The sequence below is a fragment of the Rhizobium sp. WSM4643 genome, assembly GCF_025152745.1.
Classification (GTDB): domain Bacteria; phylum Pseudomonadota; class Alphaproteobacteria; order Rhizobiales; family Rhizobiaceae; genus Rhizobium; species Rhizobium leguminosarum_I.
Genome location: NZ_CP104040.1, coordinates 1691867 through 1718126, shown reverse-complemented (window position 1 = coordinate 1718126; position 26260 = coordinate 1691867). Strand labels below are relative to the sequence as shown.

The window sequence follows — 26260 nt, the reverse complement described above, 5'->3', positions numbered from 1 at the left end:
GCACCGGCCGACATGATATCAGCCCGGAATGAACACGATCTCCTATTCCCCTATCCACGTCGTCGGCGGTGGGCTTGCCGGTTCGGAAGCCGCCTGGCAGATCGCCAATTCCGGCGTTCCGGTCATCCTGCATGAAATGCGCGGGGTGCGCGGCACGGATGCGCACAAGACCGACGGTCTTGCCGAACTTGTCTGCTCCAATTCTTTCCGGTCCGATGACGCGACCAGCAATGCCGTCGGCGTCATCCATGCCGAGATGCGCATGGCGGGCTCGCTGATCATGGCCGCTGCCGATCGATGCCAGGTACCGGCCGGTGGTGCGCTCGCCGTCGATCGCGATGGCTTCTCTGAGGCGGTGACCAAAGCCGTCCATGACCACCCGCTGATCACCGTCGTGCGTGAAGAGGTCACCGGCCTGCCGCCGAAGGATTGGGACCTGGCCATCGTTGCCACCGGACCGTTGACGGCGCCGTCGCTCGCGAGCGCCATCCAGGTGGAAACCGGCGAGGATTCGCTTGCCTTCTTCGACGCCATCGCGCCGATCGTCTACCGCGAGAGCATCGACATGGACATCTGCTGGTATCAGTCGCGCTACGACAAGGTCGGGCCTGGCGGCACCGGCAAGGATTACATCAACTGCCCGATGGACGAGGCGCGGTACAATGCCTTCGTCGACGCGCTGATATCAGGCGACACGGTCGGCTTCAAGGAATGGGAGGGTACGCCTTATTTTGACGGCTGCCTGCCCATCGAGGTGATGGCCGAACGCGGCCGCGAGACACTGCGCCACGGACCGATGAAGCCGATGGGGCTGACGAACGCGCATAATCCGACGGTCAAGGCCTATGCCGTCGTGCAACTGCGGCAGGACAATGCACTCGGCACGCTCTACAATATGGTTGGCTTCCAGACGAAGCTGAAATATGGCGCGCAGGCGGACATCTTCCGGATGATCCCGGGTCTGGAAAATGCGGAATTTGCCCGTCTCGGCGGGCTGCACCGCAATACCTATATCAACTCGCCTACCCTGCTCGACCCGTCGCTGACGCTGAAATCGCGGCCCGGCCTGCGTTTCGCCGGCCAGATCACCGGCTGCGAGGGTTATGTGGAAAGTGCCAGCGTCGGGCTGTTGGCCGGGCGTTTCGCCGCCGCGGAACGCAAGGGCGAGGCGATCTCGCTGCCGCCGGCGACGACGGCGCTCGGCTCGCTGCTTAGTCATATCACCGGTGGGCACTTGGTCACCCACGAGGAGCCGGGCAAACGATCGTTCCAGCCGATGAACATCAATTTCGGGCTGTTTCCGGAACTCCAGCCGGGCTCGATCGTCAAGCCCGAAGGCGTCAAGCGCTTCCGCGGCAAGGACAAGACGATCATGAAGCGGCAGCTGATCGCACGCCGCGCCCTTGCCGACTGCGGCACCTGGCTCGGTCAAGAACCGAAGCTTGCCGAAAGCGCCTGACCGGCGTTTTCAAGCGCGTCGCACCGAACCGGTTCATGCGACCCGCTTGAAGTCTTTGCCTTTAGCATGTCGTCCTCCCAAAACCGCTGCACATTTTTGGGCGACATGCATTACTGCTTGTTCGCCGCCGAAATATTGCCGGTCGGCAGGTCCTTATCCGGCTCGGCGATATAATTGCCGAGCAGCCAGAGCGAAACCTCCGAGGCTTCCTTGGCTGAAGCGAATTCGAAATCAGCGTTGTGATAGGGTGCATCGAGGAAGTCGATCACCAGTCCCCGGCCCGTCTCCGAGCCGACGACGCGCACCCGACCCGGCTCGATCAGATGGCAGGCGAAATGGCGCGACATGTTGCGCATGAAGCCCGCCTTGTTGTCATGCAGGCGCACGAAGACGGCCTGACCGTTTTCCGTCGCCTGCAACTGACGGATCGCCTCGTTCGGAAAGGCGCGACCGAATTCGATGATGGCGAGGCCAGTGTCATGCAGGCCGTCTTCCTTGTTCTGCGCGGCCATGCGCGTTGCTACAAAAGCAATGATAATGACGATGGCGAAAAGAACGCACCAGACGATAATGCCCACGCCGAGTCTCCGTTCAAAGGGTAGCGGTGGAAGCCTTGTAACGCGCGAGACTTGCGCGAATTTGACCGATATCAGATTTTCCGGCGGGTTGCTGCCAGTCCCATTCGCAGCTGGCGGCGCCATTGCGGCGGCTGCAGCGGTCGGTCGAACAGCAAGGCGCCTCGTTTCTGCGCCCTGAGGAGCACCGGTTCGGCAAGCGTCGCCGGAAGGAAGGCTGGAAAGACGGCCGGCGCAATCGGCCCGGCCGCCCTCGCCTCCACCAGATGTTCGCGACCAAGACCGGCGAAGGCCTCGATGGCAGCAGAGATGCGCGGCCTGTCTTTTCCGGCAAGGAAGGCATCGCGATCGAGACCGGTGGCGGAAAGGATCTGCAGCGGAATATAGACCTGGCCGCGGCGACGATGCAGCGGCATCAGCAGCAGCAATCCGGCGACCGCCTGGGCGACGCCGGCATGGCCGGCGGCGTCGGCCGATCGTGCGGCTTCCTCCGGCGACAGCACGAGACTTGCGAGCTGGATCAGGGCCGATGCCGTTTCACCGGCATAGCCTTCAAGCGAAAGACGTGTCTCCATCGGATCGTCATAGAGATCGAAGGTGCGGGCCTCGATCATGTCGATCAGCGTCTTGCGCGGCAGGCGGTTCGTTTCGATCGCGGTCAGAAGGGCTGCGGCGACGGGATTGGCAGCCGTCGAGCCGTGTGCGCTGCCTTCCAGCAGGTCGTGCCAATATTGTAGCCGCACCTCGCCGGGCAGCGGCTCGTGCACGAGGTCGCGGATGCGGGCAAGCTCGGCATTGAAGGCATAAAGAGCTGCAAGCGCGCCGCGCTTTTCCTCCGGCGACAGCAGACAGGCGAGATAGCGGTCGCGATCGCTGTCACGCAGCATCGCCAGGCAGATCTCCTGGTTCGTCGCAATATGCGCTTCAGTCATCGTCAGACCGCAATCAATGCCGCGGCGACGGCGCGTTGCTCGGCGAGCATGATATTGAAGGTGCGCACTGCAGCGCCGGTGCTCATCGGATCGGAGGAGATGCCGCGCGACTTCAGCGCCAGCCTCAATTCCTCGGGCAGACGGCGAAGCTCGGTTCCGGTGCCGACGAGCAGAACCTCGATATCGGCTCCCTCATCCAGCACTCGGCGGAAATTTTCAGGCGACAGCGGTTTCGACATATCCATGTCCCAGCCATGAATGCCGGAGGGTAGACAAAGGATCGAGCCGCGATGCGACATGTCGGCAAAGCGAAAGCCGCCATTGCCGTAAGCGTCGATCGGGGCGCGCCCGGGGAAATGCGCAGCGCGGATTTCTATGCCTTTTGCCATGTTTTCAAACCACCGTGCCGGATTTTACACCAGCATCCGTCTTGTTGCTCTCTTCCCCGTCGGGAGCCTCCGGCCGCAGCCGGAAGATGATCAAGATAGGAGCGGCGATATAGATCGAAGAGAAGGTGCCGAGAGCGACGCCGAAGAGCATCGCAAAGGTGAAGGAGCGGATGACTTCGCCCCCGAAGAGAAAGAGCGCGAGCAAGGCGATCAGCGTCGTCGCCGCGGTCAGAACGGTGCGTGACAGAGTCTGATTGATCGAGGCATCGATCAGGATCGGCAGCGGCATCTTCTTGTATCGCTTGAGATTTTCGCGCATTCGGTCGTAGACCACGACCGTATCGTTCAGGGAATAACCGACGATGGTCAGCACGGCGGCGATGCTCGTCAGGTTGAACTCGATGCCGGTGAGGACGAAGAGACCGAGCATAATGATGACGTCATGCAGCGTTGCGACGATGGCACCGACGGCGAATTGCCATTCGAAGCGGATCCAGATGTAGAACAGGATCGCCGCAAGTGCTGCAAGCACACCGAGCGTCGCCATCATCGTCAATTCGCCCGAGATGGCGGGGCCGACGACGTCGACGCGGCGAAAATCATAATCTTCCTGGAGCTCACCGCGCACCAGCGTCGCCGCCGACTGCTCGGCATTCTCGCCGCCGCCCTGGGAAGCGATGCGGATTCGCGCGTTCGCCGGCCCGCCCGTGCGCTCAACGCTGACATCGCCGAGATTGAGATCATTGAGGCGCGAGTGGAGATCGGCGATGTCGGCGTTGCCCTGCTTTGCCGTCACCTCGATGAGCGAGCCGCCGGAGAAATCGATGCCGAGATGCAGGCCGACGGTGGCAAAGGCGGCCATGGCGATCAGCGAGATGACCGCCGACGCCGTAAAGACATAGCGGCGGATTCCCATGAATCGGATGTTGGCGTGTTCGAAAAGATGGGTCAGGACGCTCTTCGGCAGATGCCGGGGATGGCGCGCGCTCAGCCAGACGGCAACGATCGAGCGCGTCAGCGTGAAAGCCGTGGAAACGGTCGTCAGGATGCCGACCGCCAGCGTCACCGCGAAACCGCGGATGGATTCGCTGCCAAGGAAAAAGAGGATGATGGCGGCGATGAAGATCGTCACATTGGCGTCGACGATCGTTGCAAATGCGCGCGAGAAACCGCGGCCGACGGCCTCGGCAAAGAAATGGGTGGTTTTTTCCTCTTCGCGGATGCGCTCGTAGATCAGTACGTTCGAATCGACCGCCATGCCGACGATCAGCACGATGCCGGCAATCCCGGGCAAGGTGAGCGTCGCACCGACAAGACTGAGCACCGCGACGATGAGGATCAGGTTGAGGAAGAGCGAGACGACGGCGATGATGCCGAGAATACGATAGAGGGCGATCATCAGTGCTGCGACCAGCACGACGGCGACAAGGCCGGCAACGAGACCGTTGAAGATGGAATCGGCGCCGAAGCTCGGGCTGACGCTGCGTTCCTCAACGCTCGTCAGCGTCGCCGGCAAGGCGCCGGCGCGCAGCATGATCGCAAGGTCGCGGACGCCGTCCTCGGAGAAGTTTGCCGAAATCCGGCCCTCGCCGCCAGTGATCGCCGCATCGATGACCGGTGACGACATCACCTGGTCGTCGAAGACGATGGCAAGGTGCTTGCCGATATTCCGCTCCGTCGCCTGCGCCAGCCGCTGTGTGCCTTCCGCATCGAGACGGTAGGCAATCGAGGTCTCCTGCGTCTGCGGATCGACGATGGGCTCGATATCGATCATGTTGCTGCCGGTGACAAAAGCCGTGCGGTCGACGAGATAGGGAATCGGCGGATCGTCGAGGGAATAAAGGACTTGCGACGTTGCAGGCCAGCGGCCGTTCAGCGCCTCCTGCCCCGACATGCTTTCGTCAATCAGATGAAAGGAAAGCTTGGCGGGCTGGTTCAGGATGTTCTTCAGCCGCTCGGCGTCGACCGATCCCAGCACATGCATCACGATGCGGTCGGCGCCATCGGGGCGAACGAGGAAATTTTCATAGCCGAATCCGGCGATGCGGCGGCCAACGATATCGAGCGAGCGGCTCCGCGCGGAAGCGACATCAGCCGTAATGCCGGCGTCGGAAATCTGCAGTGAGAGTTGCCCCTCCTCGCCCTGCCGAAGCGCGACCTCAGATCCGGAATGTCCACCAGCCGTCGTCAACGGCTTCAGGAGATCGACCGCCGCCTGCGTCTGGGCCGGATCGGTGATGCGGACGGTGACGGTCTGGTCATTGCCGGTCAGCCCAGTATAGCGGATGCCGGCGCCGCGTAGCGCGTTACGCACATTGGCGACCAACTCCTCCAGGCGGTCCTTGACGACATCGGAACGCTCGACCTTCAGAACGATATGCGAGCCGCCCTGCAGGTCGAGACCGAGCGTCAAGCGGTCGTGCCCCAACCAGTCCGGCAGGGAGGATCGCTGCGCCTCAGTCAGCAGATTGGGCGCAGCGACGACGATGGCCGCAAACGCGACCAGCCAAATCAGAAGTGTTTTCCAGCGGGAAAAATGCAACATTCTCTCGACGATCTTCCGATCCGGCGGTCCTGCCGTTATCGCTTGTTACGCCGCGTCGGCCTTGACCGGTTCACCCTTGACGCGAATTTCGGAGATGCCGCTGCGGACAATGCGCACACGCACGCCATCAGCGATCTCGACTTCGACTTCCTTTTCGTCAACAACCTTGGTGACCTTGCCGACGAGACCGCCGCCGGTGACGACCTGGTCGCCGCGACGGATCGCCTTCAGGGTCTCCTCACGCTTCTTTGCCTGTGCGCGCTGCGGACGGATCAGCAGGAAGTACCAGACGACCATCAGCGGCACGAACAGGATGATCATTTCGAAACCGGAGCCGCCGAATCCCGTTGCGGTATCGGTCGCGCTCTGGGCGAATGCCGGGGTGATGAACATGCTAAACTCCTCAGGCTTGGGCGGCGGAGCTCCGCCTCTCTTTTCAGGTTGCCGGACTATAGTTACGGCTTCGATGAATGCAACAGAAACAGCCGGAAACAGTACCGATTCCGCTGCCTCATAACCTTTCCGCCGTCAAAACGCCATGCTAAAGCGCGTCGCATCGAACTTGATCGATGCGACGCGCTTTAGCTCTTTTGTTTTCAAGCATGTCGTTATCCGGAACCGCTCCACACTTCCGGGCGACATGCATTAGCGGCATCGAAAGATCAAAGCGGATTGCCGCAGTGAGAAATCAGGAGGCCACCGATGACCGAGGAAATCAACACAGCCCTGCTCGCCGAACTGAGACGGCTCGCTGAGGCCGTCGAACGTCTTGCCGGACCGGCACCTGCCCTCAACGATTGGGATGCTGCCGATTGTTTCGTCTGGGTGCCATTGCGCCAGCATCTGCAGCCGGTCAAGAAGCCGAACCGGGTGGCGTTGACGCTTATCCGCGGCGTCGATCATGTGCGCGACATCCTGCATGAGAATACGGTACGTTTCGCCGAGGGGTATGCCGCCAACAATGTACTGCTCTGGGGCGCGCGCGGCATGGGCAAATCCTCGCTGGTCAAAGCCGTCCACGAAGACGTCAGGCGCGAAAGCAGCATCTTGCTGAAGCTGGTCGAAGTCCATCGCGAGGATATCGCCAGCCTTCCCCATCTGCTCGACCTCCTGAAGGACACGCCGTACCGCGTGATCGTGTTCTGCGACGATCTTTCCTTCGATCACGACGACACCGCCTACAAGTCGCTGAAGGCGGCACTCGACGGCGGCGTCGAAGGGCGGCCGGACAATGTGCTCTTCTACGCCACCTCCAACCGGCGCCACCTCCTGCCGCGCCACATGATGGAAAACGAGCAGTCGACGGCGATCAATCCATCGGAGGCGGTCGAGGAAAAGGTTTCGCTTTCCGACCGCTTCGGCCTCTGGCTCGGCTTCCACAAATGCAGCCAGGAGGATTATCTCGGGATGATCGACGGCTATGCCGATCACTTCAAGCTCGGGCTCGAACGCGACAAGATGCATGCCGAGGCGCTGGAATGGGCAACGACGCGCGGCGCGCGCTCCGGCCGCGTCGCCTGGCAATATATCCAGGACCTGGCCGGGCGCATGCGCGTTCATATCGACAGAGCCTGAAATAACAAAAGCCCGGCTGTTGGCCGGGCTTTTGCGCTTCCTGGTACGCAGTACCTATTCCAGGAAAGTCATCGGGTTGACCGGGGACGCGTCCTTGCGCACCTCGAAATGGACCTGCGGCTGCTTGACGTCGCCGCTCATGCCGGAGACGGCGACGGTCTGGCCGCGCTGGATCTTCTGGCCGCGGGTGACGCTCAGCGTATCGGCGTTGCCGTAGACGGTGACAGTGCCGTCGTCGTGACGGACGAGAACGGTGTTGCCGAGTTCCTTCAGGCCGTTGCCGGCATAAATGACGACGCCGTTTTCAGCGGCCTTGATCGGCGTGCCCTGCGGTACCGAGATGTCGATGCCGTCATTGCGGTTGCCGTTGACGTTGGCGCCGTATGAAGCAATGACCTGGCCGCGCACCGGCCAGCGGTATTTGCCGATGCCGGTCGATTCCGGTGCGGCGGAGCTGACGTCCGACTTCTTCTCGGCATCGTCGACGGTCTGGGTAGCGGCCGGCGCCTTATAGGGCGCGGGCTGAACGGACGCCGTCTGCTGGGCAGCCGCCGGCTGGGTCTGCTTCGAATCGACCTTCCCGGCCGGGATCGAGGCGGTCTTGATATTGTCGGCGGTGCCGTTCGGGATCTTCAGGGCCTGACCGATGCGGAGCGAGTTGGCCGACAGATTATTGGCGGCCTTGAGGTCGTCGACATTGCTGCCAGTCGCCTTGGCAATCTTCGCCAGGGAATCGCCTTGCTTGACGACATAGGTGCCGGCAGGCGCCTTCGGATCCTTGCCGGTGCCGGCGGGAATTTTGCCGGTGGTATCGGCACTCGCCAGCGTCTTGTCGCGGGCGGAATTGGCGCCTGGAATGACGGCAACGTTCTGCTCAGGCGTCTTCGGCGCCTCCGGCATCTTGGCGGGCTTGGAAAGGTCAGCCGCTTGCGATGCCGCCTTGGCGGCATTGCCGCCGTTGAAGGTCGGGATCAGGATCGCCTGGCCAGGCTGGGCGGCAGATGCCGTCCTCAGAGCATTGACGCGCAGAATTTCTTTTTCCGGGACGCCGAAACGCCTGGAGAGCGTGGCGATGCTTTCACCCGGACGCAGCGTCACGGAAGGCGCGTTGGTCGCGGACCAGCCGGAAACCTTCGGCGTCGTGCCGGTCGTCAGCGTATCGGGCGTCATCTTCGGCGCAGCCGGCGCGACCAATCGGGGCTTTTCAGCCTGCGGCGCAGACGGGAAAGGTTGGGCGAGCGCGACCTCCTTTTCCCGCTGCCGGGAGGGGGCAGCAGCCGTCGGCGCGGCCAGCTCGGAACGCTGCACCGACACCGGTGCCGAAGCGAGACGCGCGCTCGAGTTCGACGTGCGGGTCGGATCGTAACCCTGGCGTGCGGGATAAGGCTGGTTCAGCGCGTCATTGCCGCCGCCGTAGCCCGACTGGCTGGCAACCGCCGAACCGCCGAGATCGGCTCGCGGCACCGGATCGCCCTGAGAACCGTTCATATTCCTGCGCGGAATGGAACTTGTGGTGATCTGATCCTGCCCGGAGGAGGAAAACAAGCCGCCAAACCGTGTCACATCGGAACTGCAGCCCGTTGCGGCACTTGCCAGCAGGCCAACAACCAGAAGATTACCGGCCGACTTCCCGAACTTTGGCGAAAGACTGAAACGCATGAACTCGACCCACTGAGAACGCAACCATTTGTGAGTCTATTAAAACGCGTTAGTATTACCACGCCGTTAAGATGCTGGAATCAGTGCGATATTTTTGAGAAGTTGATAACCATAGCTTACGGGTGAAAAATCGCAGTGTGCCGAGCATGATGCCAAAAGGCCTGAGCGGCTTTCGCACCACCCCATGCTCTGGTTTTTTGATGGTCGGATTTCAGGCCGATGCGGCCTGAAATCGTCCAAATCTATAGCAGTGAGGCAAGGCGCGGAACGATCGGCAGATATGGAGCGTCGAACAGTTCCTCGCGTTCGAAACGGCTGCCGGTTTTCGTCAGCCGCACCATGCGACACTCATTTTCGGAAATCATCAGCGGCGCGATCATCGAGCCGCCGGAAACGAGCTGGTCGGTATAAAAGCGCGGCATCGCGTTGAAGGCGGCCGTCACCAGGATACGGTCGAAGGTGCCCTCACCCTGCATGCCGGCGCTGCCGTCGGCGTGGCGGATGATGACGCTACGCAGGCCAAGCGATTCCATGCGCCGCTGCGCTGCCGTCGTCAGCGTCTTGTAGCGGTCGATGGACAGGACACGCTCGGCCATGCGGCCCATGACGGCGGCGGTAAAGCCGCTTCCGGTGCCGATCTCCAGGACGCGTTGGCCGGGCTTGAGTTTCAGGTGATGCAGGATGCGGACGGCAATATCGATGCCTTCGAGAAAAGAGCCGCATTCGATCGGGATCGTCCGGCTCGAATAGGCGTCGTCGGCAAATTGCGGCGGCACGAACAGCGAGCGCTGCGTCTGCTCGACCGCCGTCAGCAGATCGAGGTCGGAGATGCCTTCGGCACGCAATCTAAGGACGAGCGCAGCAAAGCCCTCCTTCTCCGCCAGTCTTGCCGTCAAACTTGTGCTCCGTATCCCAAGGCCCGCGCCACGCGGTCCGTCACGGAATAATCGGTCAGATCCAGTTTCAAAGGCGTTACCGAAATCTTGTTATGCTTCAGGGCGTGAATATCGGTGCCTTCGATGAAGGCGCCGGCGCGTTCGCCAAACTTCAGCCAGTAGTAAGGAAACCCCCGGCCGTCGGAGCGGGCGTCGACCTGCAGATTGAAGGCCAGCTTGCCTTGCATGGTCACCTCGGCGCCATCGACTTCGTCGGGACGGCAGTTCGGGAAGTTGAGATTGAGGAACGTGCCCTCCGGCAGGTCCAGGACCATCAGCTTTTCCAAAAGAGCCGGGGCATGCGTCTCACAGACCTCCCAGGGCACGATGCGCGCGCCGTCCTCATAGAGATAGGCCTGGCTCAGCGCGAAGGAGCGCACGCCCTGCATGGTGCCCTCGATGGCGCCGGCGATCGTGCCGGAATAGGTCACGTCGTCGGCAACGTTCGAGCCTGAATTGACGCCGGAGAGGACAAGGTCCGGCTTGACGTCCATAACCTGCCTGATGCCCATGATGACGCAATCGGTCGGCGTGCCGCGCAGGGCGAAATGCTTCTCGGAAATCTTGCGCAGCCGCAGAGGTTCGGAGAGGCTCAGCGAATGGGCAAGACCGCTCTGGTCGGTCTCCGGCGCCACGATCCAGACATCGTCGGACAGCGTGCGCGCGATCCGCTCCAGCGCGGCAAGGCCTTCGGCATGAATGCCGTCGTCATTCGTAAGCAGGATGCGCATCGCCTCAGGTCGCCCGTTCGATCTTGGTCAATCCGCCCATATAAGGCAGCAAAACGTCCGGAATCGTGACGGAACCGTCCTCATTCAGATAATTTTCGAGGACGGCGATCAGGCAGCGGCCGACGGCCGTGCCGGAACCGTTCAGCGTGTGCACGAACCTGTTGCTCTTGTCTTCCTTGCCGCGATACCGCGCGTTCATTCGGCGGCCCTGAAAATCGCCGCAGACCGAGCAGGAGGAGATTTCACGGAAGGCATTCTGTCCCGGCAGCCACACTTCGAGATCGTAGGTCTTGCGTGAGCCGAAGCCCATGTCGCCGGTACAAAGCGTCATGGTGCGGAAATGCAGGCCGAGGCGTTTCAACACTTCCTCGGCGCAGGCGGTCATGCGTTCATGCTCGGCAACGGCGCTCTCGGCATCGGTGATCGAGACGAGTTCGCATTTCCAGAACTGGTGCTGGCGCAGCATGCCGCGCGTATCACGGCCGGCAGAGCCTGCTTCCGAGCGGAAGGACGGCGTCAGCGCGGTGAAGCGCAACGGCAGATTTTCTTGATCGAGGATTTCCTCGCGTACCAGATTGGTGAGCGTCACTTCGGCCGTCGGGATCAGATAGCGGCCATCCGTGGTCTTGAAGAGATCCTCTTCGAACTTCGGCAGGCTGCCGGTGCCGAACACCGCTTCAGCGCGCACCATCAGTGGCGAGCTGACCTCGGTATAACCGTGCTCGCTGGTGTGGAGATCGATCATGAACTGGCCGAGCGCGCGCTCGAGCTTGGCGAGCGGCCCGGTCAGAACCGTGAAGCGCGAGCCGGAGAGCTTGGCGGCGCGCTCGAAATCCATATAGCCGAGCGCCTCGCCGATTTCGAAGTGCTCCTTCGGCGTGTGGTTCCAGCGCGGCTTTTCGCCGACGGTGCGGGTGACGACATTGTCATGCTCGTCCTTGCCGACCGGGACATCGTCGAAGGGGATGTTCGGGATGCGCGAGAGCGCGTCGTTGAGTTCGGCCGTCAGTTGCCGGTCTTCTTCCTCGACCGCCGGCAGCAGCGTCTTCAGTTCTGCGACCTCAGCCTTCAGCTTCTCGGCAAGTTCGCTATTCTTTTGAGCCATCGCCGCGCCAATCTCCTTGGAGGCGACGTTGCGGCGGGACAGCAAGTCCTGCGCTTTCTGCACGGCGGAGCGCCGCTTTTCATCGAGGGCAACGAGGCTTTGGGCCAGAGGCTCCGCACCGCGCTTGGCAAGGGCGGCATCGAGCGCTTCGGGATTCTCACGGATCCATTTGATATCGAGCATCGTCGTTCCAGGTCGTTGCAACAGAGATGACCCGGCCAAAGCCTGATCGGGCCTCGGCCGGATGTGAAACGGCGTTCACAAAGGAGGATTGGGATCGCCGCTCAGACGCTGTCCGTCTTGGCAACGTCCGCGGATCCGGTGTCCTTTTCGACCGCCTGCCGGGCACGCTGGCGCTCCACGAGTCGCGCCGCATAGATGGAAATCTCGTAGAGAAGGATCGTCGGGATCGCAAGGCCGATCTGGGACATCGGGTCCGGCGGCGTCAGCACGGCAGCGACGACAAAGGCGAGGACGATGGCAAACTTGCGCTTTTCGGCAAGCCAATGCGACGTCAGAAGACCGACACGGGCGAGCAGCGTGGTGATGACGGGAAGCTGGAAGACGAGACCGAAGGAGAAGACCAGCGTCATGATCAGGCTCAGATATTCCGAGACCTTCGGCATCAGCGAGATCGCTATCTCGTCATGACCCGGTGCCTGCTGCATCGACAGGAAGAACCACATGACCATCGGCGTGAAGAAGAAATAGACGAGCGCGCCGCCCATCAGGAACAGGACCGGTGAGGCGATCAGGAACGGCAAGAAAGCCTGGCGCTCGTTCTTGTAGAGACCGGGCGCCACGAACTTGTAGACCTGGGCGGCAATGATCGGGAACGCGACCACGAGGCCGCCGAACATCGCCACCTTGACCTGCGTGAAGAAGAATTCCTGCGGCGCGGTGTAGATGAGCTGGGCCTTCTCGACGTCGAGATGCGCCCACACGACGGCTGTCTTGTAGGGAATGACCAGATAGTTGAAGAGATGCTTGGCAAAAAAGAAGCATGCGATGAAGGCGACGAAAAACGCGCCGATCGACCATATCAGCCGCTTGCGCAGCTCCATCAAGTGCTCGATCAACGGCTGCGGCTTGTCTTCGATATCACCGCTCATGCCTCATCCTTCTTCGTCTGCGCCGGCTTCTTCGGCGTTGCAGGCTTCCTGGCTGCCGTCGTGCGTTTCGGTTTTTCCACAGGCACGGCGATAGCGGCCGCAGCATCGACCCTGTCAGCAGCCTTGACGCGCGGCTTGCGCACGGGTTTCGGCTTGGCGGCAACTGTATCGGCCTGAACAATCGCTGCTGCGACGGGTTCCGACGGCGCAGGCGTCGCTACCAATGGCGGCGTTTCCGGCAGGCTCATCGACGGCGTCGGGGCTGCGACAGCACTTGGCGGCACCTCGGTCTTGTTTTCCGTGATCGTGGACGACTTCTGCAGGTCGGCCTTGATCTCGTTGCCCATCTGGCGAAGCGGGTTCATCGCCTCGCGCAGGCTGTTGACCGGGTTCAGTTTCTGGGCGTCGCTGATCGTCTGCCGAACGTCGTCAAGCTCGGCTTCGCGCAACGCTTCGTCGAACTGCGCACGAAATTCACCCGCCACCTTGCGGGCGCGCTGCGTCATCTTGCCGAAAGCGCGCAGCATCGGCGGCAAATCCTTGGGACCGACCACCACGATCAGTACGACCGCGATGACCAAAAGCTCGGTCCAGCCAATATCGAACATGCAAGGCTCCTGGACGGGAAGCGCGGGGGCTGCGCTTTTTCCCGGACTTGGTTACTTCGTTTCGTCGGCCTTGTGATCGACGGTCTTTGCCGTGTCCGGCGCGTCCTCGTCCGTCATGCCCTTCTTGAAGCTTTTGATGCCCTTGGCGACATCGCCCATCAGTTCCGGAATCTTGCCGCGACCGAACAACAACAGCACGACCGCCAGAACGATCAGCCAGTGGTAGATGCCAAAAGAACCCATTACGCTTACTCCCTGTTGTGATGTTCCCTAATGTAAGAATTTCCCACACCGTTTCCAACATCAAGCCCTTTGAACTGTGCTTAATGTCACGGTATCGCCCTTTGTGACAAGCCACAGATCCGTCGAAAAATGGTGAGCACTATTGTTTTCGTCATGCGTGGCAAAAGCAAGACGAAGTCCTTCAATCTTCGGAGGTAGAACGCGGGGCCAGCAACCCCAGTTCTTCGAGATCCATCTGGGTGATCGGATCTTCGTCCTCGGTCAACTCATCGTTCATCAACGGCGAGGGAATATTGAAGTTCGCCGGGATGCGGCCCGACAGCAGGCCCGCCCCCTTCAATTCTTCGAGACCAGGCAGATCGCGCAGCTCTTCCAGGCCGAAATGGTCGAGAAAATCGCGCGTCGTGCCCAATGTCACCGGCCCGGCCCGGCGTGCGCCGCGGCCGCGAAACCGTACCCAGCCGGCTTCCATCAGCACGTCGAGCGTGCCGCGCGAGGTCTGAACGCCGCGGATATCCTCGATTTCGGCACGCGTCACCGGTTGGTGATAGGCGATGATCGCCAGCACTTCCAGTGCGGCGCGCGAAAGCTTCTTCACCTCATTGTCATCACGACGGATGACAAAGGACAGGTCGGCGGCGGTGCGAAAGGCCCAGGCGCCTTCGACCTGCACGAGATTGACGCCGCGCGGCGCATACTGCTCCTTCAGCCGCAGCATGATCGCGTGCACGTCGGTCTTCTCAGGCAGGCGCTCGGCGAGGAAGCCTTCGGAGACCGGTTGCGAGGAGGCGAAAACCAGAGCCTCGGCAATGCGCTCGGCCTCGATATCGGCCTGCAGGTCGCGGCCCCGGTCTTCGAAATTGCCGTCGAATTCCTCTTCGCTCCTCGGATCGATCAAGCCGGCTGCTCCTGTTCGACCACCTGCAGTGTGGCATGTTTCGGACCGCGGCGCATGTATATCGGCTGAAAGGCGCCGTCCTGGCGGATTTCGAGCTTGCCCTCGCGCACCAGCTCCAGCGAGGCGGCAAAGGCGCTGGCGATCGCCGTGACGCGCTCCTCGGGCGCGGCGAGATAACGCAGCAGATAATGCTCCATCGCCGTCCAGTCGCCGATCTCGCCGATCATCTGGGTCAGCAGCTCGCGGGCGTCGGTCAGCGACCAGACGGTACGCCGCTCGATCGTCACCTGGGTGACGGCATGGCGCTGGCGCAGCGCCGCATAGGCGGTCAAGAGATCGTAGAGGCTTGCCGCATAAGCGGATTGCTGCCGGTCGGGAATATGCTCGGGCGCGCCGCGCACGAAGATATCGCGGCCGAGGCGGTTGCGGTTGACGAGGCCGTCCGCCGCCTGTCGCATGGCTTCGAGACGTTTCAGGCGGAAGGCGAGTGTTGCCGCCAGCTCCTCGCCGGAAGGGCCGTCATCCCTGGCTTGCTGGGGAATGAGCAGCTTCGACTTGAGATAGGCAAGCCACGCTGCCATGACGAGGTAATCGGCGGCAAGCTCGATGCGAATACGCCGGGCACTTTCGATGAACAGCAGATATTGCTCGGCGAGCGCCAGCACCGAAATGCGCGACAGATCGACCTTCTGGTTGCGGGCGAGATAGAGCAACAGGTCGAGCGGGCCTTCGAAGCCGGCGACGTCGATCACCAGCGCCGGCTCGTGGCTGGCGCGCTCGGCACCGTTATCCTGCCACAGCTTGTCCATTGGCGTTGCCGCCTGCGGACGTTCCGTGCCCTTGACCGTGTTCACCTAGCTGCTCCCTTACGATCAGACCGTCGCAAACATCGCCTCGAATTCCATCCTCAATTCCGCTTCATCTGAAGTATCCGGCGCCGCGAAGCCCGCTTCCACGGCTTTTGCGCGGGCAAGCGATACGCCGGCGAGCGGCGGAACATTTGCCACGACATCGAGCATCTCGTCCATATTGCCGTTGCAATGCAGCACGATATCGCATCCGCCTGCAATGATATTCGCCGCACGTTCACCGATCGTGCCGGAAAGTGCGTTCATCGAGCTGTCGTCGGAGAGCAGCAGACCGTTAAACCCGATGTGTTCGCGGATGATGCCGTCGATCACCTTGCGCGAGGTCGTCGCTGGGTTGTCGGGGTCGATGGCGGCGAAAACGACGTGACAGGTCATCGCCATCAACTCGTCCTTCATCGCAACAAAGGGTGGGAAATCATGGAACTCCAGCTCATGGCGCGAGACAGTGACCACAGGCAGCTCCAGATGTGAATCCGCAAAGCCGCGGCCGTGGCCGGGCATATGCTTCATTACAGGCAACAGGCCGCCGGCCTTCAGCCCTGCGGCAGCCGCTTTTCCCATCGCGATGACGGTTTCGGAATCGCCGCCATAGGCGCGGTCGCCGATGACGTTGCTGCTGCCCTCGACCGGCACATCGAGCACCGGCAGGCAATCGACATCGATGCCGAGGCTCGAAAGGTCGAAGGCGTGCAGCCGCGACATCAGCCAGGCGGCGCGCAGGCCGAGCGCGCGATCGCGGCGATAGAGATCGCCGAGCGCCTGGCCGGAAGGATAACGCGCCAGAACGGGCGGGCGGATGCGCTGGACGCGGCCGCCCTCCTGGTCGATCAGCACCGGCGCATGCCAGCCGACGCTGTCGCGCAATTCGGCGACGAGATCGGCGATCTGCGGCGCTTCGGAGATGTTGCGCCCGAAGAGGATGAAGCCCCAGGGTCGTTCGCCCCGGTAAAAGGCCTTCTCTTCGGATGTGAGGGCAAGGCCGCTACAGCCAAGGATCATCGCTTTTGATTCGGTCATATCGGAATCATAGACGGCGCCCGGCCAAATGCGAGCAAGGTCGGGCGCGATGCACAAAAAAGAGCAGCGGACCGATCCGGCCCGCCGCTCTTACATTCTATCCAAAAAAAACCGATCTACTTGGAGATCAGGCAGCTTCCGCCCGCTGCCCGATACTGTTCGCAGAGTGCAGCGGCCTCGTCCTTGGAACCGGCCGGAATGCGGACACGATAGAAAGTGCCCTTGCCGGCGATATCGGCCCTGCGGATCTCATGACTGCGGCCACTAAGCACGCTGGCGAATTTCTTCGACAGGTTGGCATAGGATTTGGTCGCCTCGTCTTCCGAAGGCAGCGAGGCGATCTGGATGCCGTAGCCGCCGGCGGATGCGGCCTGCTGCGGCTTTGCGGCGACTGGCGCTGCGGCCGCGACCTCAGTCGTCTTCGGCTGCTGCGCTGGCGGGCGGACATTGCCCTTCTCGGTCACGGTGCTGACAACGTTAACGGGCTGATCGGCCGGACGGGCGGTGGGGATCGGAGCGGTATCGGTGATCGCCGAGCTCTTGACCGGGCGCACCGGTGGAGCGACCGGGGCCGGGTTTGCGGCCTGCGCATCCGCACTGCCGGCGAGCGACGGCTGTACCGGCGCGGTTTCGATCGGGGCTGCAGAACGAGCATCGGCAGAAGCAACCTCGGCGCTTGCCGGGAAGCTCGCAGCCGTTCCACCGACAGGCGGCACGGGCGGGGTCGACTGAGCCGTCAACGGTGGCTGAGCCGGCGGCGTCGGCTGGGCAGACTGCGTCGCCTGGGCAGACTGCGTCGCCGGGGCAGACTGTGTCGCCCGGGCAGACGGCGCCGGCTGATCGACGGGCGCCGGTTCCTCGCGGGCGACCAGTGTACCGTCAGGCTTGACGATCATCGTGCGGACCTTGCGCGGAGAAACCGACGGCGTCTTGTCGGCGTCGCTTGCGAGAGCCTTGTCGGCGTTGTCCTGGTCCGGCAGCAGACGCGGATCCTCCGTCTCACCGACCGCAGTCGGCGTGACCTGATCGTCGGCGTTGGCGTTCTCGTCGTCCTCAGGCAGCGCTTCCGGTGTCAGCGTGCGCTGGACGACATCGACGGGCGCCTCGTCGGATGAAACCAGCGCCTTCTGCTTCGGCTCTTCGGCAGAACCCGCAACGCGGTCGTAAACGGCCTTATCCTGGTTCGGCACGGTCTTGCCGCCAGGATTTTCCGGAACGACCTTGACCGGCTCCTTGTCGGCGGTGATCACACGCGGCTCACCGGACGCGACAATGCCGAGCCCCTCGCCGTTCCAGACGGAGGAATAGACGCCATAACCGACGCCGCCAAAGACCACGAGCACGACGGCCCCGGCGAGCAGCCGACGCATCGACCGGGCGCGGCTGAAATCAGCGGCCTGGCTTGCCGATTCGATCCGAACTTCGGAGGTCTCACGGCGCTCGACCGGTTCACGCACGCTGCGGCGGAAATCCTCCTCCAGCGCCCGTTCGAAATCATCGAGGCCGTCGGCGATGGTAGGCTTGACAGGCTTTGCCGCGGCGGCAGCCGTATCCCGGGCAGGCGCCGGTGTTTCCCGCGGCTTGGCCGGTTCAAAGAAGCTGGCGATCTCTGCGTCGAGATCGAACTCGTAATCTGCGGTTTTGGCGACCGGGGCGGGCTGCTCCACTGGCGGCAGCGCCGGCACGTGCATGTCGTCGACGGTCTCGGGACGATCCTCCGGGTCAGAGATCATCGCCGGATCGAATGGCAGGTCTTCGGTTGAGTCGCCGGCTGACGCCCAGTTGAAAGACGGAGCCGGTGCTGGAGCCTGCGGCTCGGGAACGAAGGCCGGAGCCGGCCGCGAGGGGGCAGCATCCTGCTGGTAGGCCGGAGTTTGCGGCTCAGGAGCAAAAACGGGAGCGGACCGAGGCGGGACGGCCGCGGCCTGCTGGGGAGCAGGCGCCGGCACCTCAGGCTGCGGCGCGGGCTCGGACGGCTCGGAGAAATCGAGATCGGCGAGCTCCAGCTCGATGCCGGCAAGATCCAACTCAAAATCATGGCCGGCGAAGGGGTCTTCGGCTTCCGGTATCGGCTGCGGCGCCCGCGAATATGCCGTTGCAGCAGGCTCTGACGCAACGACCTCTGCAAGCTGCGGCGCGACTGGCCGTGCGGCTTCGGCTGCATAGACCGGAGCAGGCCGGACGGACGCTGCGGCGACTGGTGGGGGGGCGATCACCTCGGTCTGGACAGGTGCGTCTGCCACGGGGGCGGCAGGAATGGGCGCGGCCTCGATCGATGCGGGCGGCGGCGTGACGGGCGCCGGATTGGCACGTTGCGGCACCGGATAACGCGAGACGTCGGCAAGCAGATCGTCAAGATCGAAAGTGCCGGCGGTGTGCGGAACATCAGGCACGACTTCGGTCAGCGCGGCATCGGCCTGGATCTCGCCCTGGACGGCGGCGGCGATCAGATCGAAACCGGCATCGGACCCGAAATCCTCCGGTTCCTCCTCGACTTCGATGAATTCTTCGGCCTCGGCAGTCTCTTCCGGCGCGATCACCTCATCATGGCGGTCGAGTTCGGCGGGGAAGCCAAGCGACGGTGAAGCGGATTCGAATCCCTCGGAAGGCTCTATGGCGGCGACGGGCGCCGGCGGTTCGATGACAAGTTCAGGCTTCAGGACAGGAAGATCGACAGACGGCACTTCAGCTGCCGGTGCTACGACCGTTTCGGCCACAGGCTCCGGCAAAACAACCGGTTCTTCGCGTTTCGGAGCATGGAAATTGGCAAGCGGTAGCCGGATGCTGGCAGCCGACCATTGCGGCGCCTTGGCGGGCTGCGCCAGCGAAGAGACGGGTGCGGCGCCGATCGACAGCTCAAGCTCCTCGATCAGATCGCGTGCACCGCCGAATGCTGATTGCAGCGATGCCTCGGGCTCGGGGGAAAGATGCTCCGCCCAGTCGGCGGCCGCAGGCACAGCTGCTTCTTCAGCCTCAACTGCGGCGACGGAAACCGGCTCAGGAACCTCCGCATTTTCGGCAGCCGGAGAAGTATCGAGAACCGGCTCGACGTAATCTTCAGGCATATCATCAGAGATCGGCTCGGCGGGCCGGTCGAGCTCTGCGAGCGGACGGGGCGAATCGTATAGATCGAACTCACGCCCCAGCTCGTCCTCGAGATCAAGGGCGGGCTCGCGGCGTTCGGCCTCGGTCACCGTATTCGCTGCAACACGCGGCTCGAAGCCGACGATACGGGCAAGTTCAGCCAACGGATCATCGTCGCCAAACAGATCGTTTTTTCCGCGCGTATCATACGCAAGTTGTTTATCAGCCATGCCTATCCCACTCGCAAACGCCAACGCTCAAATGCCAGCGCATTGTGGGGAAATGGTGACGTTATCGCATTTCGTCCGGTGCGGCAGTGCCTGTAATGGCGAGTCCCGACTTCAAAACCGACGCGACAGCGTACACCAGCCCAAGTCTGGCAATACTTGATTCTCGGTTTTTATCATTAACAAATCGTAATTCCGTCTGATCTTTACCTTTGTTCCAGTGCGCGTGGAAGGAACTGGCGACGTCGTAGAGGTAAAAAGCGATGCGATGCGGCTCCTGCGACTGGGCCGCTGCCTCGACGACACGCGGGAATTCAGCAAGCTTGGCGACGAGCTGCAATTCGGCCGGATCGCCAATGCCTGCAACGGTTTTCGCGAGTTTCTCGGGCGAGACATCGAGGTCGGGAAAAGCCTCCCTCGCCTGCCGGAAGACCGACATGCAGCGAGCATGCGCATATTGCACGTAGAAGACTGGATTATCTTTCGATTGTTCCGTCACTTTGGCGAAATCGAAGTCGAGCGGTTCGGAATTCTTGCGGTAAAGCATCATGAACCGGACCGAATCACGGCCGACTTCTTCGACGACGTCCCGAAGCGTGACGAAATCGCCCGAACGCTTCGACATCTTCACCGGTTCGCCGTTGCGATAGAGCTTGACGAGCTGACAGAGCAGCACAGTCAGCTTCGCCTTGCCGTCCGAAACGCCACGTGCAACCGCTTCCAGGCGTTTGACGTAACCGCCATGGTCAGCGCCAAGCACATAGATCATCTCGTCGAAACCACGGTCGAACTTGTTCTTGAAGTAGGCGACGTCGGCGGCGAAATAGGTGTAGGAGCCATCCGACTTGATCAGCGGCCGGTCGATATCGTCGCCCACCTCGGTCGAACGGAACAGGGTCTGTTCGCGATCCTCCCAGTCCTCGGGAAGCTGGCCCTTCGGCGGCGGCAGCGTGCCCTTGTAGACATAGCCCTTGAAGGTCAGGTCGTTGATCGCGGTGCGGATCGCGGCCGCGCCATTGGCATGCAGGGTGCGTTCGGAGAAGAAGACGTCGTGATGGACGTTCAGCGCCGCCAGATCGTCCCGGATCATCACCATCATCGCATCGATCGTGCGGTCCTTGACGATCGGCATCCATTGGTCTTCCGGCATGTTGTGCAGCCGCACGCCGTAATCGGCGGCAAGCGACTGGCCGACGGGCACGAGATAGTCGCCGGGATAGAGACCCGAGGGGATTTCGCCGATCTTTTCGCCGAGCGCTTCGCGATAGCGCAGGAAGACGGAGCGGGCGAGCACATCGATCTGCGAGCCGGCGTCGTTGATGTAATATTCCTTCTCGACACCGTAACCGGCAAAAGCGAGCAGGTTGGCAAGCGCGTCGCCGACGACGGCACCCCTGCAATGGCCGACATGCATCGGGCCGGTCGGGTTGGCCGAGACATATTCGACGTTGACCTTCCTGCCGTTTCCAAGCGTCGAGCGACCGTAATCGGTACCGGCACCGATCATCGAGGCGAGCAGCCGCTGCCAGTAGCCGACGGCGAGACGGATGTTGATGAAGCCCGGACCCGCGACCGAGATATCGGCGACGTCGGAATCCTCTTTCAGCTTGGCGATGATGACATCGGCCAGCGCGCGCGGGTTGGTTCCGAGCGGTTTTGCCAGCACCATCGCGGCATTGGTCGCGACATCGCCATGGCTCGCGTCACGCGGCGGCTCGACGGTGATGCGGCCGAAATCGAGCTCGGATCGCTTTTCCCTGACCAGATCGATCTGTTCAAGGGCGGTTTTGATCCTGGCTTCGAAGTCGGTAAAAAGGTTCATCGCACTCTTCCATGCATAGGCTGTGCCAAAGGCTCAAATCGGCCCTCGGCGTGGGCGACCGCTGCCTATCGCAAATCAGGAGTGTGGTCAAACAACCGCCTGTGGGCGCTGATCGCATAGGTGTCGGTCATGCCGGCGAGATAATCGCCGACATGGCGGGCCTTCGGCGCATCGGATAGGCCGGCGATATGATCGACCCAGTAGTGGCTTTGCATCTCTTTCGGATTGGCCATGTAGGCGGCAAAGAGATCGGTGACGATCTGGGCAGCACCGGCACGGATGCGCATGATATCGGGATTGCGGTAGATGCGTTTGAAGAGCATCGCCTTGATCTGCCTGTCGGTCTCGGCCATCCCCTCGGAAAAGGTGGCGATAACCTGGCCGGCGCCGCGAATATCGTCTGCACTCTCAGGGCGCAAGAGGGACAGGCGCTGCTGCGCGACGCCGATCACGTCTTCGACCATGCGGGTGATCTGGCGGCGCATGATCTCATGGGTGAAGCGGCTCGGCTCCAGGTGCGGATATCGCTCCCTCACCTCGGCCATTAGCCCGGCAAGAAACGGGATTTCCTCCAGCATGTCGAAAGTCAGGTAGCCGGAACGCAGGCCATCGTCGATATCATGGGTATTATAGGCGATGTCGTCGGCGATCGCCGCGACCTGGGCTTCGAGGCTGGCATAGCTTGCAAGCTCGAGATCGTGCAGCTCGCAATAATCGAGGATCGGCTGCGGAACGGGACCGTGCGTACCCACTCCATCAGGCGTCAGAAGCGGACCATTGTGCTTGACGAGACCTTCCAGGCTTTCCCATGTCAGATTGATGCCGTCAAATTCGGCATAACGCCTCTCCAGCTTGGTCACGATGCGTAGCGATTGTGCATTATGGTCGAAGCCGCCATAGGGCAGCAGCACCTCGTGCAGCGCATCCTCGCCGGTATGGCCGAACGGCGTGTGGCCGAAATCGTGCACGAGCGCCACACCTTCGGCCAGATCCTCGTCGAGCTTCAGCGCGCGGGCAAGAGCGCGGGCGATCTGCGCCACTTCGATCGTATGCGTCAGCCGGGTGCGGTAATGATCGCCGTCCTGGGCGATGAAGACCTGGGTCTTGTGCTTCAGCCGGCGGAAGGCGGTGGTGTGGACGATGCGGTCGCGGTCACGCTGGAAATCGGAGCGCGTCGGGCTTCCGTCTTCCTGATAGAGCCGTCCGCGCGTCGTCCAGGGGTCGGCCGCATAAACCGCCCTTTCACTGCTGCCGAAACCCAAAGCACGCGTATCGATCGTCATTCTTCACCGTCATCCTGCATGTTGCCGCTTCCCCCCATTGACGCCGCTTTGTGCTCTTCATACCTATAGGTCGATGAAACGGCAAAGAGGCTCTTTCCTAATCGCTTCGGCGCATCATCGCCTTTTCGCGAAGATCATGGTAAGTTTCTTTGATATCAGGCATTTGAACATTCAAGTGCCCAAACCCATTCTCTCCGGATCTTGACCCCGGCAGGAGGAAATATGACGGATACAAGTGTAACCCTTTCAGATGCCGCGGCAAAGCGTATCGCAGCCATCGTCGGCGCCGAAGCCGGCAAGAGCGCCTTGCGCGTTTCCGTCGAAGGCGGCGGCTGTTCGGGCTTTTCCTACAAGTTCGATCTTGCCGACAGCGCAGCGGACGACGACATCATCGTCGAGAAGAACAATGCCAAGGTGCTGATCGACAGCCTGTCGATCGTCTACATGGCGGGCTCGGAGATCGACTTCGTCGACAATCTGCTTGGCCAATCCTTCCAGATCAAGAACCCGAATGCAGTGGCAAGCTGCGGCTGCGGCACCAGTTTCTCGATCTGAACGTCTAAACGCACGGACTCCCCATCAAACCGGCCGAAGAATTCCTTCCGGCCGGTTTATCGTCTTGTCCGCCGGTGAAAGACCGCGATAAAAGAAGCGCACTAAAGTGCGCTGCATCGACGCTGCTTCATGCGGTGCGCTTTAGCCCTTTGTTTTTATGCCTGTCGTTATCCCAGAACCGCTGCACACTTCTGGGCGACATGCAGTATGCGGAACGGGACAGAGCCATGAAGATCGCGACCTGGAACATCAACGGCGTCAAGGCGCGCATCGACAATCTCACGCAATGGCTGAAGGATTCCGATCCGGATATCGTCTGCCTTCAGGAGATCAAGACGGTCGACGAAGCTTTCCCGCGACTGGAGATCGAGGCGCTCGGCTATCATGTCGAGACGCACGGCCAGAAAGGCTTCAACGGCGTGGCGATCCTCTCCAAGAGCTCACCTTTCGAAGTGAACCGCGGCCTGCCCGGCGATCCGCTGGACGAACAGGCGCGTTTCCTCGAAGCGGCGTTTACGCTGTCCGATACGCGCATCCTGCGCGTCTGCTGCATCTACCTACCAAACGGCAATCCTGTCGAAACGGAGAAATATCCCTACAAGCTCGCCTGGATGGAGCGTCTAAGGACGTTCGCTGCTGAACGGCTGGCCTATGAGGAGATGCTGGTTCTTGCCGGCGATTACAATGTCATCCCGGAACCGCACGACTGCTTCGATCCCAAGGTCTGGGAAAACGACGCACTGTTTCTGCCACAGACCCGGGAGGCGTTCCGCAGGCTCGAAAATCTCGGGCTGATGGATGCGGTGCGCGCGACGACGGATGCGACGCAGTTCTATTCCTTCTGGGATTATCAGGCCGGCGCTTGGCCGAAAAACAATGGCATCCGCATCGACCATCTGCTGCTATCGCCGGAAGCTGCCGACCGAATGACATCGGCTGCGATCGAAAAACATGTGCGGGCCTGGGAAAAGCCGTCCGACCACGTGCCTGTCATCGCCTATTTCGATTTGGCGGGCTGAGCGTCCGATCGGGGCTTAGAGCGGTTCAGCTTTTACGGGCGCCGCTCTAGCCTTTTGTCTTTACGCAATTCCGGACGGAAACCGCTTCGCACTTTTCCTGGAATTGCTCTAGTCGTCGGAACCGCTCGCGATGGTGTGCGAGAGGGAGACAGCCGTGCGTCGGTCGGATTCGTTGGCAACCGAGAAGGCCTGCTCCTGCAGCGCTTCCATCCAGCCGCAGTCCTTGGGCTTGCAGCGGTCGAGTGCTGCCGTCATCAGCGCCAGGCCGCGAGCCGTCTGGCCTTCGTCGAACAGAATATTGCCGAAGACTGCCATGGCGCCAGGATGGCCACTCTTGCGGGCCTGGTTTAGCCATTTCTTGGCTTGCTGCGGGCTGGCATTGCCGCCCTCGCCGGCCAGCATCATCTGCGCCAGCTGGAACTGCGCCTCGGGCACGCCAAAGGTGGAGGCCACCTGAAAATAAAGCTGGCGCGCCTGGCTGAGGTCGATCCTGACCGGGCTGCCGGCAATGCCATGCTTGTAATAGCTGGCGAGCGAGAGCAGCGCGTTGACGAAGAAACCCGTATCTTCCGAACCAGGTTCGACGCCCTGCTGGGCGATCTCGCTATAGATCTTGAAGGCTTCAAAATCATCCTGCGTGACACCGTCGCCGTCGGCATACATGTTGGCGAGCGCCCAGCGCGAGCCGGTGTGGCCCTTTTCGGCGGCGTATTTATAGGCTTCGACCGCCTCTTCCTTCTGGCCGTTCTTATAGGCCTTGAAGCCGAACTTGAAGAGATCGAAGGGTCCGGACTCCTTGCTGACGCCGCCTTTGATGTCGAATGCGCGGCACGGACCGGACAGCGCTATGGCTATCGACATGCCCACCAGCATGAATTTGAACAGTTTGAACTCGGACGTCACCATTTCAACCGATTTCTTTCGTTCATCCAAGGCAGGCGGCAACGGCGCTGGCGCCGTGCATCCCGCGGATGTATTCCTTCGAGGCGAGCGATCCCGCGGCGAGCTCCATGGCTCCTTTGCCCGCGTCGCATCCAGCCCACTGGCCTTTTCTCAAAGGCGATATTCTCAGCACATCCTTCAGAGCCACCCGGCTCCCGGCATGGCCCGACTGCAATCTCCGTGGCACTCTTTCGGCAGGCGCGGCATCCCGCCTTCCCGCCTTTATCGCATTCGTAAACGGCAAATGTGACGAAACCGGTATCGACCTTTCGGCAAAGCCGGGCCGCTCAGCTGAGCGGGTCGAAAATAACGACAATGAATGGATCGACGACTTCGTCGCGAGGCCGGATTGGCGGCTGGAACAGCCTTGTTCGAAAAGCGAAACGACCGCAATCAAACGATTGTTGCCAATCGCGCCGCACGATCTGATGTACCCGGAAAAAAATCGACCCATGCTACTATTTACACGCACCGTATGCCTGCCATTTCCTCACTCGCAAATATCGCTGCGCCCTCTTTGTGGCGGGAAATGGACAAATTCGCCCCGCCACCACCATACGCCAAACGTCGTAAAAATGTGTTGCTGAATCGTCACAAATTGGGACCGGGAAATGGCATGATTAACGGCCACGAATAAAGAAGAGCCCGGCAGCGCCGGGCTCCTCAATTCTTCAAG

At 61.6% G+C, this 26260-nt stretch carries 24 protein-coding genes; 5 read left to right on the top strand and 19 right to left on the bottom strand.

The features are described from left to right. Window positions 1-28: 28 nt before the first annotated feature. Entirely contained in the window at window positions 29-1459 is a 1431-nt protein-coding gene (trmFO, locus tag N1937_RS08720; protein WP_260058318.1) for a methylenetetrahydrofolate--tRNA-(uracil(54)-C(5))-methyltransferase (FADH(2)-oxidizing) TrmFO, read from the top strand. Between the two features lie 110 nt (window positions 1460-1569). On the opposite strand, the gene N1937_RS08715 is transcribed toward trmFO, so the two are convergent. From N1937_RS08715 to yajC, 5 genes are all read right to left on the bottom strand, one after another. Further along, the gene (locus N1937_RS08715) at window positions 1570-2037 is read right to left on the bottom strand and encodes a hypothetical protein (RefSeq protein ID WP_170261381.1); all 468 of its coding nucleotides are present in this window, start codon (window positions 2035-2037) and stop codon (window positions 1570-1572) included. Between the two features lie 71 nt (window positions 2038-2108). Continuing rightward, window positions 2109-2966 carry a phytoene/squalene synthase family protein gene (locus tag N1937_RS08710; RefSeq protein WP_260058317.1) on the bottom strand — a complete coding sequence of 286 codons (858 nt, stop codon included), beginning with the start codon at window positions 2964-2966 and terminating at the stop codon, window positions 2109-2111. Window positions 2967-2968: 2 nt separating this feature from the next. Continuing rightward, a complete protein-coding gene (locus N1937_RS08705) occupies window positions 2969-3355 on the bottom strand; it encodes an Mth938-like domain-containing protein (protein ID WP_162118720.1) in 387 nt (128 codons plus the stop codon). Window positions 3356-3359: 4 nt separating this feature from the next. After that, window positions 3360-5900: a protein translocase subunit SecDF gene (gene secDF, locus N1937_RS08700; protein ID WP_260058316.1), complete on the bottom strand. Its 2541-nt coding sequence runs from the start codon at window positions 5898-5900 to the stop codon at window positions 3360-3362. Between the two features lie 45 nt (window positions 5901-5945). After that, entirely contained in the window at window positions 5946-6293 is a 348-nt protein-coding gene (yajC, locus tag N1937_RS08695) for a preprotein translocase subunit YajC (protein WP_003558894.1), read from the bottom strand. A 309-nt stretch (window positions 6294-6602) separates the two neighbouring features. Between yajC and N1937_RS08690 the strand changes: the two genes are divergently transcribed. After that, on the top strand, window positions 6603-7475 hold the full coding sequence (locus tag N1937_RS08690; RefSeq protein WP_260058310.1) for an ATP-binding protein: 873 nt from the start codon (window positions 6603-6605) through the stop codon (window positions 7473-7475). 54 nt (window positions 7476-7529) lie between these two features. Here the strand turns inward: N1937_RS08690 and N1937_RS08685 are convergent, their stop codons facing one another. The 13 genes from N1937_RS08685 to N1937_RS08625 form a co-directional block, all read right to left on the bottom strand. Then, window positions 7530-9134: a peptidoglycan DD-metalloendopeptidase family protein gene (locus N1937_RS08685; RefSeq protein ID WP_260058309.1), complete on the bottom strand. Its 1605-nt coding sequence runs from the start codon at window positions 9132-9134 to the stop codon at window positions 7530-7532. A 242-nt stretch (window positions 9135-9376) separates the two neighbouring features. Further along, window positions 9377-10030, bottom strand: a complete 654-nt coding sequence (locus N1937_RS08680; RefSeq protein ID WP_260058308.1) for a protein-L-isoaspartate(D-aspartate) O-methyltransferase — start codon at window positions 10028-10030, stop codon at window positions 9377-9379. Continuing rightward, window positions 10027-10800, bottom strand: a complete 774-nt coding sequence (gene surE / locus N1937_RS08675) for a 5'/3'-nucleotidase SurE (RefSeq protein WP_170258530.1) — start codon at window positions 10798-10800, stop codon at window positions 10027-10029. Before surE ends, N1937_RS08680 begins: the two co-directional genes overlap by 4 nt. Window positions 10801-10804: 4 nt before the next feature. Continuing rightward, window positions 10805-12088, bottom strand: a complete 1284-nt coding sequence (serS, locus tag N1937_RS08670; protein WP_260058306.1) for a serine--tRNA ligase — start codon at window positions 12086-12088, stop codon at window positions 10805-10807. Window positions 12089-12189: 101 nt separating this feature from the next. After that, on the bottom strand, window positions 12190-13017 hold the full coding sequence (tatC, locus tag N1937_RS08665; RefSeq protein ID WP_260058305.1) for a twin-arginine translocase subunit TatC: 828 nt from the start codon (window positions 13015-13017) through the stop codon (window positions 12190-12192). Further along, on the bottom strand, window positions 13014-13625 hold the full coding sequence (tatB, locus tag N1937_RS08660; RefSeq protein ID WP_017964055.1) for a Sec-independent protein translocase protein TatB: 612 nt from the start codon (window positions 13623-13625) through the stop codon (window positions 13014-13016). The genes tatC and tatB overlap by 4 nt, the downstream gene beginning before the upstream one ends. Window positions 13626-13676: 51 nt before the next feature. Further along, window positions 13677-13868, bottom strand: coding sequence for a twin-arginine translocase TatA/TatE family subunit (locus N1937_RS08655; RefSeq protein ID WP_018073376.1), 192 nt, complete (start codon window positions 13866-13868; stop codon window positions 13677-13679). Between the two features lie 181 nt (window positions 13869-14049). Next, complete coding sequence (gene scpB, locus N1937_RS08650; protein ID WP_260058297.1) at window positions 14050-14766, bottom strand: SMC-Scp complex subunit ScpB; 717 nt, start codon at window positions 14764-14766, stop codon at window positions 14050-14052. Further along, window positions 14763-15620 carry a segregation and condensation protein A gene (locus tag N1937_RS08645; protein ID WP_260058296.1) on the bottom strand — a complete coding sequence of 286 codons (858 nt, stop codon included), beginning with the start codon at window positions 15618-15620 and terminating at the stop codon, window positions 14763-14765. Before N1937_RS08645 ends, scpB begins: the two co-directional genes overlap by 4 nt. Window positions 15621-15638: 18 nt before the next feature. Next, window positions 15639-16652 carry a beta-N-acetylhexosaminidase gene (gene nagZ / locus N1937_RS08640; protein ID WP_170277932.1) on the bottom strand — a complete coding sequence of 338 codons (1014 nt, stop codon included), beginning with the start codon at window positions 16650-16652 and terminating at the stop codon, window positions 15639-15641. A gap of 116 nt (window positions 16653-16768) precedes the next feature. Then, complete coding sequence (locus tag N1937_RS08635; RefSeq protein WP_260058294.1) at window positions 16769-19966, bottom strand: SPOR domain-containing protein; 3198 nt, start codon at window positions 19964-19966, stop codon at window positions 16769-16771. A gap of 61 nt (window positions 19967-20027) precedes the next feature. Then, the gene (gene argS, locus N1937_RS08630; protein ID WP_260058293.1) at window positions 20028-21785 is read right to left on the bottom strand and encodes an arginine--tRNA ligase; all 1758 of its coding nucleotides are present in this window, start codon (window positions 21783-21785) and stop codon (window positions 20028-20030) included. 65 nt (window positions 21786-21850) lie between these two features. Continuing rightward, window positions 21851-23068 carry a deoxyguanosinetriphosphate triphosphohydrolase gene (locus tag N1937_RS08625; RefSeq protein ID WP_017964048.1) on the bottom strand — a complete coding sequence of 406 codons (1218 nt, stop codon included), beginning with the start codon at window positions 23066-23068 and terminating at the stop codon, window positions 21851-21853. Window positions 23069-23290: 222 nt separating this feature from the next. On the opposite strand from N1937_RS08625, the gene erpA reads away from it, so the two are divergent. Next, a complete protein-coding gene (gene erpA, locus N1937_RS08620) occupies window positions 23291-23623 on the top strand; it encodes an iron-sulfur cluster insertion protein ErpA (RefSeq protein ID WP_017964047.1) in 333 nt (110 codons plus the stop codon). 227 nt (window positions 23624-23850) lie between these two features. Continuing rightward, on the top strand, window positions 23851-24642 hold the full coding sequence (xth, locus tag N1937_RS08615; protein ID WP_260058292.1) for an exodeoxyribonuclease III: 792 nt from the start codon (window positions 23851-23853) through the stop codon (window positions 24640-24642). Between the two features lie 108 nt (window positions 24643-24750). On the opposite strand, the gene exoR is transcribed toward xth, so the two are convergent. Beyond that, the gene (gene exoR, locus N1937_RS08610) at window positions 24751-25548 is read right to left on the bottom strand and encodes an exopolysaccharide production regulator ExoR (RefSeq protein WP_260058290.1); all 798 of its coding nucleotides are present in this window, start codon (window positions 25546-25548) and stop codon (window positions 24751-24753) included. Between the two features lie 355 nt (window positions 25549-25903). Between exoR and N1937_RS08605 the strand changes: the two genes are divergently transcribed. After that, on the top strand, window positions 25904-26221 hold the full coding sequence (locus tag N1937_RS08605) for a hypothetical protein (RefSeq protein ID WP_170258539.1): 318 nt from the start codon (window positions 25904-25906) through the stop codon (window positions 26219-26221). Window positions 26222-26260: the final 39 nt, after the last annotated feature.

Excerpts from the sequence above, each read along its gene's own strand:
- trmFO (WP_260058318.1), top strand. The coding sequence starts at position 29 with ATGAACACGATCTCCTATTCCCCTATCCACGTCGTCGGCGGTGGGCTT.
- N1937_RS08710 (WP_260058317.1), bottom strand. The coding sequence starts at position 2,966 with ATGACTGAAGCGCATATTGCGACGAACCAGGAGATCTGCCTGGCGATG.
- N1937_RS08705 (WP_162118720.1), bottom strand. The coding sequence starts at position 3,355 with ATGGCAAAAGGCATAGAAATCCGCGCTGCGCATTTCCCCGGGCGCGCC.
- secDF (WP_260058316.1), bottom strand. The coding sequence starts at position 5,900 with ATGTTGCATTTTTCCCGCTGGAAAACACTTCTGATTTGGCTGGTCGCG.
- yajC (WP_003558894.1), bottom strand. The coding sequence starts at position 6,293 with ATGTTCATCACCCCGGCATTCGCCCAGAGCGCGACCGATACCGCAACG.
- N1937_RS08690 (WP_260058310.1), top strand. The coding sequence starts at position 6,603 with ATGACCGAGGAAATCAACACAGCCCTGCTCGCCGAACTGAGACGGCTC.
- N1937_RS08685 (WP_260058309.1), bottom strand. The coding sequence starts at position 9,134 with ATGCGTTTCAGTCTTTCGCCAAAGTTCGGGAAGTCGGCCGGTAATCTT.
- surE (WP_170258530.1), bottom strand. The coding sequence starts at position 10,800 with ATGCGCATCCTGCTTACGAATGACGACGGCATTCATGCCGAAGGCCTT.
- serS (WP_260058306.1), bottom strand. The coding sequence starts at position 12,088 with ATGCTCGATATCAAATGGATCCGTGAGAATCCCGAAGCGCTCGATGCC.
- tatC (WP_260058305.1), bottom strand. The coding sequence starts at position 13,017 with ATGAGCGGTGATATCGAAGACAAGCCGCAGCCGTTGATCGAGCACTTG.
- tatB (WP_017964055.1), bottom strand. The coding sequence starts at position 13,625 with ATGTTCGATATTGGCTGGACCGAGCTTTTGGTCATCGCGGTCGTACTG.
- N1937_RS08655 (WP_018073376.1), bottom strand. The coding sequence starts at position 13,868 with ATGGGTTCTTTTGGCATCTACCACTGGCTGATCGTTCTGGCGGTCGTG.
- nagZ (WP_170277932.1), bottom strand. The coding sequence starts at position 16,652 with ATGACCGAATCAAAAGCGATGATCCTTGGCTGTAGCGGCCTTGCCCTC.
- N1937_RS08635 (WP_260058294.1), bottom strand. The coding sequence starts at position 19,966 with ATGGCTGATAAACAACTTGCGTATGATACGCGCGGAAAAAACGATCTG.
- argS (WP_260058293.1), bottom strand. The coding sequence starts at position 21,785 with ATGAACCTTTTTACCGACTTCGAAGCCAGGATCAAAACCGCCCTTGAA.
- N1937_RS08625 (WP_017964048.1), bottom strand. The coding sequence starts at position 23,068 with ATGACGATCGATACGCGTGCTTTGGGTTTCGGCAGCAGTGAAAGGGCG.
- erpA (WP_017964047.1), top strand. The coding sequence starts at position 23,291 with ATGACGGATACAAGTGTAACCCTTTCAGATGCCGCGGCAAAGCGTATC.
- xth (WP_260058292.1), top strand. The coding sequence starts at position 23,851 with ATGAAGATCGCGACCTGGAACATCAACGGCGTCAAGGCGCGCATCGAC.
- exoR (WP_260058290.1), bottom strand. The coding sequence starts at position 25,548 with ATGGTGACGTCCGAGTTCAAACTGTTCAAATTCATGCTGGTGGGCATG.
- N1937_RS08605 (WP_170258539.1), top strand. The coding sequence starts at position 25,904 with ATGGATCGACGACTTCGTCGCGAGGCCGGATTGGCGGCTGGAACAGCC.